Genomic DNA, 13,273 nt, shown 5'->3' on the forward strand with positions numbered 1-13,273 from the left:
GTCAACGATGACAGGGGAGTGAAGGCGCCATGAGTAGTTCTCTTTCCAGCGTCGACCCGCAGATCGCCGAACTGATCAAGGCGGAGGAGCGCCGCCAGACCGACACGGTCAAGCTGATCGCCTCGGAGAACTACGTCTCCAAGGCCGTGCTGGAGGCCACCGGCACCGTCCTGACGAACAAGTACTCCGAGGGCTACCCCGGCAAGCGCTACTACGAGGGCCAGCAGGTCATCGACCAGATCGAGACCCTCGCCGTCGAGCGGGCCAAGTCGCTGTTCGGCGTGAACCACGCCAACGTCCAGCCCTACTCCGGCTCGCCGGCGAACCTCGCGGTCTACATGGCCTTCCTGCAGCCCGGCGACACGGTGATGGGCATGGGCCTGCCGTTCGGCGGCCACCTCACCCACGGCTGGTCGGTCTCGGCCACCGGCAAGTGGTTCAACCCCGTCCGCTACGGCGTGCGCAAGGACACCGGCCGCGTGGACATGGACGAGGTCCGCGAGATCGCCCTCCGCGAGCGCCCCAAGCTGATCTTCTGCGGCGGCACCGCGATCCCCCGCACGATCGACTTCCCGGCCTTCGCCGAGATCGCCCGCGAGGTCGGCGCCGTCCTCGCCGCGGACATCGCGCACATCGCGGGCCTGGTCGCCGGCGGCGCCCACCCGTCGCCGGTCGGGCACGCCGACGTCATCTCCACCACCACCCACAAGACGCTGCGCGGCCCGCGCGGCGCCATGCTGATGGCCACCTCCGACGAGCACGCCGCCGCGCTGAACAAGGCCGTCTTCCCCGGCCTGCAGGGCGGCCCGCACAACCACACCACCGCGGCCATCGCGGTGGCGCTCAAGGAGGCCGCCACCGACGCGTTCAAGGACTACGCCCACCAGGTCGTGGCGAACGCCCGGGCGCTGGCCGAGGAGCTGCTGGCCCGCGGGTTCGACCTGGTCTCCGGCGGCACCGACAACCACCTCATCCTGATGGACCTGACCCCCAAGGGCGTCGGCGGCAAGCCCGCCGCCCAGGCGCTGGACAGGGCGGGTCTGGAGACCAACTACAACACCGTGCCGTTCGACCCGCGCAAGCCGTTCGACCCGTCGGGCATCCGGCTGGGCACCGCGGGCGTGACCAGCCGGGGCATGGGCGTGGCCGAGATGCGGCAGATCGGCGCCTGGATCGACCAGGTCGTCACCGCCCTGGCCAAGGACGAGGACGAGGCCGAGCACGTCATCACCCGGGTGCACGCCGAGGTCCGCGAGCTGACCTCGCGCTTCCCTGCCCCCGGCCTGTAAGGCGGACCCGGGAGTCCGGCGGCGGCCCGCGCCGGACTCCCGGTGCCGGCCGCCGCCGAGCCCCTACGGCGCGGCCGCAGGCGCGGTGGCGCGGGCGACCCGGGGACACCGCTCCGCGGGCGTTTAATCGCTTGTGATCGCGGAGCGCTTCTGCGCTATAGTTGGTGAGGTTCGCCGCCCTGACAGCGGGCGGCCATGACATCGGGAGGTGAGGACTATGCGGGTCTTTCTGACGACCATGCCGTCCGTCAGCCTCCGGGTGTCCGTCTGACCGCTTCTCCGAACGCGGGGCACCCGGCTCTTCAAAAAAAGGGTGTACCCACGTTGTCTTCGCCAGTTCTCCCTGGTTCCCACGATCTCTCCGCGCTCGGCTGGGACGACTCGCTCGCCGCAGGGCTCCCCGCCGGTACGGTCCCCGCCCGGGTGGCCCGCGTCGACCGCGGCGCCGCCGAGGTCCTCGGGGCCGACGGCCATCTGACCGCCCACTACAGCGCCCGCGTACGGCGGGCCGCGGCCGACGACCCGGTCGCCCTGCCCTGCGTGGGGGACTGGGCCGCGCTCCGGCGCCTGCCCGAGGGCCGCTTCGAGCTGGAGGCGCTCCTGCCGCGCCGTACCGCCTTCGTCCGGGGCGGGGTGGCCCGGACCTCGCGGGGCGGCCTGTCCGGCGACTCCCACGGCCAGGTGCTGGCCGCCAACGTCGACGTCGTGTTCGTCGCCGAGCCGGCCCTGCACGCCACCGACACCGCCGACCTGGGCCGGATCGAGCGGCTGCTCGCCCTGGCCTGGGAGAGCGGTGCCCGGCCGGTGGTCCTGGTCACCAAGTCCGACCTGATCGGGGAGGGCCTCGACTTCCTGCTGCGGGAGGTCGCCTCGGCCGCGCCCGGGGTGGACGTGCACCCGGTCTGCTCCGTCACCGGTGAGGGCGTGGACATCGTCCGCGGCTACCTCGCCGGCTCCCGCACCGCCGTGGTGCTGGGCGCCTCGGGCGCGGGCAAGTCCACGCTGGTCAACGCGCTGGCCGGGGAGACGGTGATGGAGACCCAGCAGGTGCGGGCGGGTGACGGGCGGGGCCGGCACACCACCGTGCACCGCGAGCTCATCCCGCTGTCCGGCGGCGGGCTCGTCATCGACACGCCCGGCATCCGGCGCATCGGCCTGTACGACATGGGCGAGGGCGTGGACGCGGTCTTCTCCGACATCGAGGAACTCGCCGAGGAGTGCAGGTTCGCCGACTGCGGGCACGACGGCGAGCCCGGCTGCGCCGTCGTCGCGGCGATCGAGGACGGCACGCTCCCGGAGCGGCGGCTGGTCAGCTGGCACAAGCTCCAGCGGGAGGCCGCCTGGATGGCCTCCCGGACCGACGCCCGGCTCCGCAAGGAGATGCAGAACAAGTGGAAGGTCATCCACAAGGAGATGCGGCGGTCGGGTCGTAATCGTCCCTGACATGTGGGTATGACCGTCGTGTGAAGTTCGGTAGGGCCTCCCCGGCCGCGGGGCCGGGGGGGCGGACGCCCGCGCACGGAGATCCGGAAGTGCGTCTGCCCTTCGACGACAGGGCGGAGGCCGGGACCCTGCTGGCCGCGCGGCTGTCCGGGCTCGGGCTGCGCGCCCCCGTCGTGCTCGCGCTGCCGCGCGGGGGTGTGGCGGTGGCGGTCCCGGTCGCCCGGCGGCTGGAGGGCGTGCTGGACGTGCTGGTCAGCAGGAAGATCGGCTGCCCGGGATACCCGGAGCTCGGGGTGGGCGCGGTCGCCGAGGGCGGGGAGCCGGTCTTCGACCCGGGCATGCTGAGGCGCACGAGGTCGGCCGAGGAGGACTTCGCGCGGGTGGTCGCACGGGAGCGGGCCGAGGTGGCCCGCCGGGTCGCGGTCTACCGGGGAGGACGCAGACCGCCCGCGACGGCGGGCCGCGACGTGGTCGTGGTCGACGACGGGCTCGCCACCGGGGTCACCGCCAGGGCCGCGCTCCGGGCCGTCCGGACGGGGGAGCCGGGACGGCTGGTGCTCGCGGTGCCGGTGGGGGCGCCGGAGACGGCGGACGCCCTGCGCTCGGAGGCCGACGAGGTGGTGGTGCTCGCCACGCCGGCGCGCTTCCACGCGGTGGGGCAGTGGTACCGCAGGTTCGACCAGCTCGACGACGGGGACGTCCTCAGGCTGCTCGGCAGGGGGTCCGCACGCGGCGACGTGTGATCTCGCGGGGGAGAGGCGAGATCACACGTGCGGGGGAAGCCGGGTGGAGGTGTTCAGGCGACGGCGCTGATGCCGGCGCTGGCGGCGCGGCGCATGCGACGACGGCGCTCGGAGGCGCGCTCGTCCTCGTTCAGACCGCCCCAGGTGCCGTACTTCTCCGGACGGGACAGCGCGTAGTCGAGGCACTCGGCGCGGACGGGGCACTGGGCGCAGATGGCCTTGGCCTTGCGCTCGCGGATGTCACGCTCGGGCTGACGTTCACCATCGGGACCGAAGAAGAGCACGAGGTCCTCGCCCCGGCACGCGGCGTCATCCTGCCAGCCCCAGCTGGGCCGAGGACGGGCGGTCTGCCGACGTACCTGAGACATGAGAAAACCACCTTCTAGTGAGAAGAATTTCGGGTTACTGCCGCATTGGACGCTTTTGACATCCTTGGTGCCAACGCGCGGATCGGCCGTGATGTTCCCCGGTCAGGTCAGGACGGGCGTGGCATACCGCACAGGAGTGACCCTGTCCAGCGCGACCAGCCGATAGGTGGTGATCGTCTCGGCGCAAGCCGTACCGCATGGCGCTGTGAGCGTCATGGGTTCAACCACTACCCGAAAACGAGCGTCACCACCGCGCACGATGGCCTCGGTGGCGTCGCCGTCCGACCTTGAGGACTCCACGGCCACTCCGCCGACCGAGAGCTCTCCCGTGTGGACACGGATGAAATGCTCGGCGGCCTGCAGTGGCTCAGGGATGCCTGCGCGTCCCCGGAAACGGTCGAGGACGACCTCGCCGGACCGGTACGCGTTCGCCGCTGCGATCGCAGCAGCCTGAGACATGCTGCCGTAGTAGAGCCCGTGTGGCAAGCATACGAGATTGGCGGCGTAGCGATCGCCGCCAACATGTGATGTTTCCCAGGTTCTGTCCGGCCAAACCTCGGCCAGGGAACGTGCCAGCGGCAGCCCGATGCGGGCGCAGCACGCGTTGCGCTTGGCGTGCGTGCAGACCAGGAAAACCGGCTCACTCACCAGTATGCAGGACGCGGGGAGCGCTCCGGCCACCAGCGCGTCCAGGTCAAGATCGTCAGGACCTGCGACGACGCCCTCGGCGAGCCACGGCTCGGGCCCGCGCGCGTCGGCGACCATGACGTGGATGCCCGGCCCGGGGGCGGGGGTGCGGCGCCCGGGCCGCCGGATCAGCTGGGGGCGGATGCCGAGCCGCGTGGCCCGCTCGATGAGGGTGTGCACGCCCTCGGGCAGCCGGCAGTCCTCCAGGTGCGAGGCCCACGGGCCGGAGTGCTCGATGAGCAGCCAGAACCGGGCGCCGACCGTCGCGCTGGCGTGGACCGGCAGCCGTCCGCCGTGGCACCCCAGGGGATGCGTGCATCCCTTCGCCGTCATGCCTGTCGCCCCTCCCCGACGTTCACACACCACCCTATCCAGGCTTAGGTAAGACTAACCTAACGCTTTAGAGGGTATGCGATGGGGTTTCGCCATGATCTGTTGCAGCCGCGGTCGTCCCCTTCCCGCGGCACGGGCTCCATCACGCCCTCCGCGCCGTGGATTCCGCGGGGGTTCCGTCACGCGGAGGCGGCGCCCTCCGGGTGGGCGAGCGCGGCCCGCGCCGCGGGCAGCGCCGCCTCGCGGTCCTGCGGCACCAGCCCGATCCGGGTCCGCCGGTCCAGCAGGTCGCCGGCGTCCAGCGCCCCCTCGTGCCGGACCGCCCAGACCAGCTCGGCGACGGTGACCCCGGTGGGCAGCGGCTCGGCCAGCGCGGGATCACGCGCCGTCAGGGCCCGCACGGCCCGCGCCTCGCTCCCGTACCGCTCCGCCAGCCGGTCCGCCGGACGGGTGCCCGCGGGCAGGTGCCCGACCAGCGGCAGCCGGGCCGTACGGCTCGGCCCCGCGCCCAGGCCGCGCAGCCGCACGGCCCGGTCGACCGCGTCCTGCGCCATCCGCCGGTAGGTGGTGAGCTTGCCGCCCACGACGGTGATCACCTCGTCCTCCGAGGTGAGCAGCGCGTGCCGGCGCGACAGGTCGGCGGTGTGCCCGTCGGCGGCCAGCAGCGGGCGCAGCCCGGCGAAGGCCCCGGCCACGTCCTCGCGCCGGAGCGCCGTCTCCAGCACCGAGTTGAGCAGGTCCAGCAGGAAGACCACGTCCTCCTCCGGCACCGCCGGCACGTCGGGGAGCGGACCCTCCAGCGGCTCGTCGGTGAGCCCGACGTAGACCCGCCCGTCCGGCTGGGGCAGCACCAGCGCGAAGCGGTTGACCGTCCCCGGGACCGGCACGTGCAGGCCGGTCCGCAGGCCCGGCAGGGTCTCGGGGCGGAGCACCAGGTGGGTGCCGCGCGAGGGGCGCAGCGGGATGGCCGGGTTCAGCCGGGAGGCCCAGACCCCGGCGGCGTTGATCACCGCGCGTGCCCGGATCGTGAAGGTCTCCCCGGTCAGCTCGTCGCGGGCGCGGACCTCCTCGCGGCTCAGCTCCAGGGCGCGGCAGCGGGTCAGGACGCGCGCGCCGTGCGCGGCGGCGGTGCGGGCCAGCGCCACCACCAGCCGGGCGTCGTCGACCAGCCGCCCGTCCCAGGACAGCAGCGCCCCGCGCAGGCCGTCCGCCCGGAGCGGGGCGGCCAGCTCGCGGGCCCGGGCGGCGGAGATCCGCGACGGGCCGGGCAGCAGGCGGCGCGGCGTGCGGGCCGCGGCGCGCAGCCCGTCGCCGAGCCGGTAGCCGGCCATCACCGTGGCCGCCTGGAGACGGGAGACCTCCGGGGTCAGCGGGAGCAGGTACGGCTGGGCCCGCACCAGGTGCGGCGCGGTGCGGGCGAGCAGGACGCCGCGCTCCACCGCGCTCTCGTGCGCCACCCCGACCTGGCCCTTGGCGAGGTAGCGCAGACCGCCGTGGACCATCTTGGAGCTCCACCGGGAGGTGCCGAAGGCCAGGTCGAAGGCGTCGATCGCGGCGACCGAGAGGCCGCGCGAGGCGGCGTCGAGCGCCACGCCCGCCCCGGTGGCGCCCAGCCCGACCACCAGCACGTCGACGGCCGGGCCGCCGGCCAGCTCGGCGAGCTCGCGGGCGCGGCGGGCGGCGTTGAGGGAGGAGTTCACGGCGACAGATACCTCTCCAGGAGCACGGTGAGTTCGGTGTCCAGCCGGTCCTCGGTCACCGGATCCGGCCCGCCCGGGCCATCGGGGCCGGCCGGGTCGCCCGGGTCGCCGGGGTGGGCCGGGTCGAGCATGGTGGCGCCCGACAGCAGGAACGACTGGGCCGTCAGCAGCACGGCCCGGGCCATCGGCCGCGCGTCGCCGGACCGTACGGTGCCGGCGGCCTGCCCCCGGGCGATCGCCGACTCGACGAGGGCGAGCATGGCGTCGTGGCTGGAGCCCCGGCGGTCCAGCAGGTACGGCAGGAGGAGCTCCGGGTCCACCTCGACGATCTTGCGCCAGAGCGGGTGGCCGCGCAGCGCCCGGACCGCCCCCACGGCGGCGGTGACCGGGTCGTCGGCGGCGAAGCGGCCGGCGACCGCCACCCACTCGCGGGTCATCAGGTCGGCGACCAGGCTGCGCACGTCGGGCCAGTGGCGGTAGACGGTCATGCGGGACAGCCCCGCCCGGCGCGCCACGTCGGTGAGCGTGGTGCGCCGCACCCCGACGGCGAGCACCACCTCGCGGGCCGCGTCGAGGAGCGCGTCGGTGGAGCCCTTCGCCGGGCCGCCCGCGTTGTGACGGATGGACGTCATGTGTCACAGTGTAGAGGTGGAAACTCCGACGACCGACCCGCAGCCGATGCTCTGGTCCGGCTGGGGCGACCCCGCCAAGGCCGTCGACCTGCCCGGGCCGGTCCGCGACCTGCTCGGGAAACTGCTCGGCGTACGCGCGCCCGAGACCCCCGCGGCGGACCTGGCGGAGGTCCGCCCGCCCGCCCCGGCCCTGCCGCCGCCGGTCCTGGACGAGCTGCGCGCCGTCGTCGGACCCGCGCACGTGCGCTGCGACGACGAGGCGCGCGTGCGCCACGCCCGGGGCAGGTCCACGCCCGACCTGATGCGCCTGCGCGCCGGCGACGCCTCCGGCGCACCCGACGCCGTGCTGCTGCCCGGTTCCCACGACGAGGTCCTCGCGCTGCTGAGGATCTGCGCCGAGCGCAGGGTCGCGGTGGTGCCGTTCGGCGGGGGCACCTCCGTCGTCGGCGGCCTGACCGCGCGGGAGGAGGCCCGGGCGCGCTTCACCGGGCTCGTCGCCCTCGACCTGACCCGGCTGAACCGGCTGGTCGCGGTGGACACCGAGTCGATGACCGCGGAGCTGGAGCCGGGCCTGCGCGGACCGCAGGCCGAGGAGCTGCTGGCCCGGCACGGGCTCACGCTGGGGCACTTCCCGCAGTCGTTCGAGTACGCCACGCTGGGCGGCTTCGCCGCCGCCCGCTCCAGCGGCCAGGCCTCCGCCGGATACGGCCGTTTCGACGACCTGGTCGTCGGCATGACCGTGGCCACCCCGCGCGGCACCCTGGAGCTGGGCCGCGCGCCCAAGTCCGCGGCCGGGCCGGACCTGCGCCAGGTGATCCTCGGCTCGGAGGGCGCCTTCGGCGTCATCACCTCCCTGCGGCTGCGGGTGCGGCCGGCGCCGCAGACGCGCCTGTACGAGGGCTGGCGGTTCGCCTCCTTCACCGAGGGCACCGCCGCGCTGCGCCGCCTGGCCCAGGACGGGCCGCTGCCCACGGTGCTCCGCCTGTCCGACGAGACCGAGACGATGGTCGGCCTGGCCGGGCCGGAGGGGATCGGCGGCTCCGCCTCCGGCGGGGGCTGCCTGGTGGTCGCCGGCTACGAGGGCGCCGCAGAGGAGGTCCCGCTCCGGCGCGAGCGGGCCGCGGGGGTGCTGGCCGGGCTGGGCGGCACGCCGCTGGGCGCCGGGCCCGGCGAGTCCTGGGCGCACGGCCGCTACTCCGCCCCCTACCTGCGCGACTGCCTGCTCGCCGCCGGGGCCACGGTGGAGACGCTGGAGACGGCCGCCTTCTGGTCCGGCCTGCCCCGGCTCTACGACGCGGTACGGCTGGCGCTGCACGGCGCGCTCGGCTCACCGCTGGTGATGTGCCACATCTCGCACGTGTACGCCACCGGCGCCTCGCTGTACTTCACGGTCGTCACCGCGCAGAGCGGGGACCCGCTCGCCCAGTGGGAGGCCGCCAAGCACGCGGCGAACGAGGCGATCGTCGCCGCGGGCGGCACGATCTCCCACCACCACGGCGTCGGCCGCGACCACCGCGCCGCCTACGCCGCCGAGATCGGCGAGCTGGGCGCGGAGATCCTGCGCGGGATCAAGGAGCGCCTGGACCCGCAGGGGGTGCTCAACCCGGGCGTGCTGATCCCCTGACCGCGCCCCCGCCGGTCCCGCCGGTCGGGGCCGTGCCGCGGGGCCGTACGGCCGCCCGGTCCGTCACCCCGGCGGGCACGACGGGGGACGGTCGGAGGCGGGCCAGACGTACGGCAGGTCGTCCGGCTCGTCCTCCCCGAAGACCGGGCGGTACAGGTGCGGGGCCTTGCGCAGCAGGGACGAGCGGTGGCTGAGGTGGAAGGCGGGGTCGCCGAGCCAGGGCGGCAGCTCCCCGGCCGCCGCCAGCTCCGGCTGGGTGCGGGGGAGCGCCACGCCGCAGCGCTCGGCCAGCTCCCCGGCCAGCGTGGCCGAGCAGGTGTCGGCCCGGCCCGTGGAGCACCAGTGCCCGCAGATCTGCAGGCCGTACCGGACCAGGGCCTCCTCGTAGCCGGCCCACATCTTCACCGCGGGGTGGTTGCGCCAGCCGTACCCGGGGACGGTCAGCGCGCGCAGGACCTGCAGGGTCTCGACCCGCTGCTTGCCCAGGCGGAGCTGGTCGAGGACGCCTGCCGTGGCGTCGAAGTCGGGGTAGGGGAGGAACGTCTGCACCGGCCCCCTCCCTTCCGCTCACATGACGATCACCTGGCGGACGGCCTCGCCGGAGTGCAGCCGGTCGAAGCCCTCGTTCACCTCGTCCAGCGTAAGACGGTGCGACAGCAGCGCGTCGACCGGGAGGGTTCCGGAGCGGTACATGCCGATGAAGCGCGGCACGTCCCGGCGCGGCACGCACGAGCCGAGGTAGCTGCCGCGGAGCGTGCGTTCCTCGGCGACCAGGCTGAGCGCGGGCAGGGTGAGCTCGCGGGAGGGGTCGGGCAGGCCGACGGTGACCGTCGTGCCGCCCCGCGCGGTGGCCCGGTAGGCCTGTTCCAGGACGGGCACCACCCCGGTGGTCTCGACGACCTTCTCCGCCCCGCCGCCGGTGATCTCCCGGACCGCCTCGACGGCGTCCGGGCCGCCCGCGACGGTGTGGGTCGCGCCCAGTTCCGCCGCCAGGTCCCGCTTGGACTCCACGACGTCCACCGCGACCAGGGTGGAGGCCCCGGCCGCCTTGGCCGCGAGCAGCGCGGCCAGCCCCACCCCGCCCAGGCCGAAGACCGCGACGCTGTCGCCGGGGGCGACCCGGGCGCTGTAGAACGCCGCCCCCGCGCCGGTCAGCACGGCGCAGCCGAACAGGGCGGCGACCTCCAGGGGGAGGTCGGGGTCGACCTTGACCGCGGAGCGGGCCGAGACCACGGTGTACTCGGAGAAGGCCGACACGCCCAGGTGGTGGCGGGGGCGGGTGCCGTCGGCGGCGGTGAAGCGCAGGCCGCCGCCGAGCAGGGTGCCGCTCCCGTTGGCCGCGGCGCCCGGCTCGCAGAGCGCGGGCCGGCCCGCCACGCAGCGCGGGCAGTGCCCGCAGGCGGGGACGAAGGACAGCACCACGTGGTCGCCGGGGGCGAACTCGGTCCCCTCCCCGGCCTCGACCACCTCACCGGCGGCCTCGTGGCCCAGGGCCATCGGGAGCGGCCGGAGCCGGGAGCCGTCGACCACCGACAGGTCGGAGTGGCACAGGCCCGCCGCGCGGACCCGGACCAGCAGCTCCCCGGGGCCGGGCGGGTCGACCGCGAGCGGCACGACCCGCAGGGGGCGCGAGGACGCGTAGGGGGCGGGGCGGCCGGACTCGACGAGGACGGCGGCGCGGGTGGTCGTGCTCATCAGTTGCCTCCAGCGTGGGGAGCCCGGCCTCAGGCCGGGGTCCCCGGATCGGTGATCACCAGCTTCTCCATCGCGGTGCGGAGCGGCGCGGGGATCTCGGTGGGCCTGCGGGTCTCCCGGTCGACGAAGACGTGGACGAAGTGCCCCTCCGCCACGAGCGTCCGGCCGTCCTCGCGGAACAGGCCGAGCTCGTAGCGGACGCTGGAGCGGCCGAGCCTGCCGATCCGGAGCCCGGCGCGGACGGGCTCGGGGAAGGAGATCGAGGACCTGTAGACGCAGTGCGACTCCACGCACAGGCCGATGGCCTCGCCCTCGTGGATGTCGAGGCCCGCCGTCCTGATCAGCCAGGTGTTGATCACCGTGTCCATCAGCGAGTAGTGGACGGCGTTGTTCATGTGGCCGTAGACGTCGTTGTCCTTCCACCGTGTGGGGACGGTCTCCCAGTGCGCGTACACGGGCAGAACTATATTCCAGAGCGGATCGCCGGATCCCCGGGGGGCGGCCCGGCGGATATCCGCGCCGGTCCGGGCGGCCCCCGGGGGCGGCCGCGGTACCGAATCGGTCACGTCGTGCCGGGCTCTTCGTGGCCGGACGACCCGTTCAATCTGAGATCGTCCGCTGTGACGGCATACGGACTTCCCCCCGTGCTCATGCTGGAGCCCTCCGATCCGGCCGAGCTCGGCCCCCACCGCATCGCCGGCCGGCTCGGCCGCGGCGGCATGGGCGCGGTCTACCTCGCCGAGGGGCCGCCGCGACCGGCGCCTCGCCGTTCGCCTCCCGGACCGTTCTCGAGGCGCTCTACCGGGTGGTCCACGGCACCCCGGACCTGAGCGCCCTCGACGAGGGCCTGCGCGGCCTGGAGGAAGCCCGGGTCCGGCACCGCCGTCAGCGAGCAGCGCCGGGACGACGCGGACACCCGCGCCTACTTCGGCGGCTTCCGGATCGGCCGCCTGCCCTGAGCGGCGGCCTTCCCCGAACGGGCGCACGCGCCCATGATCACGGCCAGAATATGACCATGGTCGACGTGAAGCAGGCGGCGGAGCGCGGACGCGAGGTCTCCTCGCGGGTGTCGGAGGAGGGCGCGGGCTGGGACTGCGTCGAGATCGGCGCCTTCGACCGGCTGAGACCGCCGCATGCGCGCTCGTTCTCCTGGCTGGACCCGCGGACGCTCTGGAGGTCGCGCAACGAGGTCCTCGCCGCGCTCTTCGGCGACCCGTCGGGGCAGGTGCGGGCGCGCTGGACGGCGGCGCAGCGGGAGCGGGGCGCCGACCCGGACTTCCGGATCCCGCTGCGGGTGGGGGAGGAGTTCTCCTTCCTGCTGCTCGGCGACAGCGGGGAGGGCGACGCCTCGCAGTACGCCGTGGTGCCCGGCATGCTCAGGATCGGCGAGGACACGGACTTCGCGATCATCGCCAGCGACGTGGTCTACCCCACCGGATCCGGCAACGAGTACGAGGACAAGTTCTTCCGCCCCTACCAGGACTACCGGGCGCCCATCTACGCGATCCCCGGCAACCACGACTGGTACGACGGGCTCGGCGGCTTCATGCGGGTCTTCTGCGACGCCCCCGCGCTGAACGGCCGCGCCGAGGGCTTCCGGCTCTCCCCGGCCGGGCTGCGCGGGCTGCTCTGGCGCAGGCCGGAGAAGATCGACGAGGCCCGGCTGGCCAGGGCCCGCGAGCGCCGGGCGCTGCCGGAGCAGCAGGCACTCCAGCCGGGACCGTACTGGGTGATGGAGGCCCCGGGCCTGCTCATCGTGGGTGTGGACACCGGCATCACCGGCACGATCGACCGCGAGCAGGCGGACTGGCTCCGGAAGGTCTCGCTCGACCCCCGTCCCAAGGTGCTGGTCACCGGCAAGCCGATCTACGTCCGCAACGAGTACAAGCCGTCGGGGCTGGAGGGCGGCGGCACGGTCGACGACATCGTGACCGACCCCCGGCACAACTACGTGGCCGCCATCGGCGGGGACGTGCACAACTACCAGCGGTTCCCGGTGCGGGTGGGCGAGCGGACCATCCAGTACATCGTGGCGGGCGGCTCCGGGGCGTTCACGCACGCCACCCACACCATCCCCCGGATCACGGTCGGCGGCGTGCACGAGGACGACTACCGGTGCTACCCGCTGCGCGGCGACTCGCTGTCGTTCTACAGCAAGCTCTACAGCGAGCGGCTGCGCATGCGCTGGCTCTACCTCACGCCGGACGAGGCCGTGTGCCTGATGTCCGAGCGGGTCGGCAACACCCCGCCGCGGCCGCCGTCCGGCGGCGTGCGGATCACCCGGCGGATGCGGTGGGCGGCGCGGCTGCTCGGCGCCTGGCCGCTGCCGCTCCGGCTGCCGGTGGGCAAGGTCTTCCACCGCTACCTGTCGGAGCTGTCCGACTGGGACACCCCGCCGTTCTTCAAGAGCTTCCTGCACGTCTCGGTGACGCCGCAGGCCCTGCGGATCCGCTGCTTCGCCGCCACCGGCTGCCTGCCCCAGGAGATCGAACCCCCGCTCGAAGACGAGGTCGTCATCCCGCTCACCTGATCGAAAGTGTCGGCCGGGCGTGGCAGGCTGGTGGGGTGAACGTGGCGGTCGCACCCGGGCCCGGTGGCGGAGGCGTCCTCCTCACGGAGGGGCGCCCGGCCGCGGCCGGGCGCGACCTGGCGGGGGCCGTCCGGGAGGTGGAGGCCGGGCCGGGGGCCGCGTCCGCGCCGAGCGGCGGGCCCGGTCCGCCCGGCCCCGGCGCGGGGCGGCACGGCGGGCCCGGCGGCCC

The 13,273-nt window shown here is 74.5% G+C and carries 12 protein-coding genes and 1 pseudogene; 6 read left to right on the top strand and 7 right to left on the bottom strand.

Going from position 1 to position 13,273, the window contains the following annotated elements:
* The first annotated feature begins 29 nt into the window (after nt 1-29).
* The 3 genes from glyA to ABD823_RS09735 all read left to right on the top strand — a co-directional run bounded on the left by glyA (nt 30) and on the right by ABD823_RS09735 (nt 3,475).
* Complete coding sequence (glyA, locus tag ABD823_RS09725) at nt 30-1,289, top strand: serine hydroxymethyltransferase (protein WP_344858021.1); 1,260 nt, start codon at nt 30-32, stop codon at nt 1,287-1,289.
* 324 nt (nt 1,290-1,613) lie between these two features.
* Nucleotides 1,614-2,732: a ribosome small subunit-dependent GTPase A gene (gene rsgA / locus ABD823_RS09730; protein ID WP_344858023.1), complete on the top strand. Its 1,119-nt coding sequence runs from the start codon at nt 1,614-1,616 to the stop codon at nt 2,730-2,732.
* 89 nt (nt 2,733-2,821) lie between these two features.
* Entirely contained in the window at nt 2,822-3,475 is a 654-nt protein-coding gene (locus ABD823_RS09735; protein ID WP_344858025.1) for a phosphoribosyltransferase, read from the top strand.
* Between the two features lie 53 nt (nt 3,476-3,528).
* On the opposite strand, the gene ABD823_RS09740 is transcribed toward ABD823_RS09735, so the two are convergent.
* From ABD823_RS09740 to ABD823_RS09755, 4 genes are all read right to left on the bottom strand, one after another.
* A complete protein-coding gene (locus tag ABD823_RS09740; protein WP_012893126.1) occupies nt 3,529-3,843 on the bottom strand; it encodes a WhiB family transcriptional regulator in 315 nt (104 codons plus the stop codon).
* Nucleotides 3,844-3,945: 102 nt separating this feature from the next.
* Nucleotides 3,946-4,863 (bottom strand): ferredoxin family protein, encoded by a 918-nt coding sequence (locus tag ABD823_RS09745; protein ID WP_344858027.1) that lies wholly within the window; start codon nt 4,861-4,863, stop codon nt 3,946-3,948.
* 179 nt (nt 4,864-5,042) lie between these two features.
* Nucleotides 5,043-6,563, bottom strand: coding sequence for a glycerol-3-phosphate dehydrogenase/oxidase (locus ABD823_RS09750; protein ID WP_344858028.1), 1,521 nt, complete (start codon nt 6,561-6,563; stop codon nt 5,043-5,045).
* Nucleotides 6,560-7,195, bottom strand: a complete 636-nt coding sequence (locus ABD823_RS09755; protein WP_344858030.1) for a TetR/AcrR family transcriptional regulator — start codon at nt 7,193-7,195, stop codon at nt 6,560-6,562. Before ABD823_RS09755 ends, ABD823_RS09750 begins: the two co-directional genes overlap by 4 nt.
* Nucleotides 7,196-7,241: 46 nt before the next feature.
* Between ABD823_RS09755 and ABD823_RS09760 the strand changes: the two genes are divergently transcribed.
* On the top strand, nt 7,242-8,819 hold the full coding sequence (locus tag ABD823_RS09760; protein ID WP_344858046.1) for an FAD-binding oxidoreductase: 1,578 nt from the start codon (nt 7,242-7,244) through the stop codon (nt 8,817-8,819).
* A 63-nt stretch (nt 8,820-8,882) separates the two neighbouring features.
* On the opposite strand, the gene ABD823_RS09765 is transcribed toward ABD823_RS09760, so the two are convergent.
* Genes ABD823_RS09765 through ABD823_RS09775 form a run of 3 tightly spaced genes read right to left on the bottom strand, consistent with a single transcriptional unit; the run spans nt 8,883 to nt 10,969 of the window.
* Entirely contained in the window at nt 8,883-9,368 is a 486-nt protein-coding gene (locus ABD823_RS09765) for an MSMEG_6728 family protein (RefSeq protein ID WP_344858032.1), read from the bottom strand.
* 18 nt (nt 9,369-9,386) lie between these two features.
* Nucleotides 9,387-10,514: a zinc-binding dehydrogenase gene (locus ABD823_RS09770; RefSeq protein ID WP_344858034.1), complete on the bottom strand. Its 1,128-nt coding sequence runs from the start codon at nt 10,512-10,514 to the stop codon at nt 9,387-9,389.
* Between the two features lie 29 nt (nt 10,515-10,543).
* A complete protein-coding gene (locus ABD823_RS09775; protein ID WP_344858036.1) occupies nt 10,544-10,969 on the bottom strand; it encodes an acyl-CoA thioesterase in 426 nt (141 codons plus the stop codon).
* A 560-nt stretch (nt 10,970-11,529) separates the two neighbouring features.
* Between ABD823_RS09775 and ABD823_RS09780 the strand changes: the two genes are divergently transcribed.
* Nucleotides 11,530-13,044: a metallophosphoesterase family protein gene (locus tag ABD823_RS09780; protein WP_344858038.1), complete on the top strand. Its 1,515-nt coding sequence runs from the start codon at nt 11,530-11,532 to the stop codon at nt 13,042-13,044.
* Between the two features lie 35 nt (nt 13,045-13,079).
* Nucleotides 13,080-13,273, top strand: a pseudogene (locus ABD823_RS09785) (hypothetical protein); the annotation flags it as partial.

Origin of the sequence: Planomonospora alba, assembly GCF_039534085.1 — a bacterium.
In the GTDB taxonomy this organism is placed as follows: domain Bacteria; phylum Actinomycetota; class Actinomycetes; order Streptosporangiales; family Streptosporangiaceae; genus Planomonospora_B; species Planomonospora_B alba.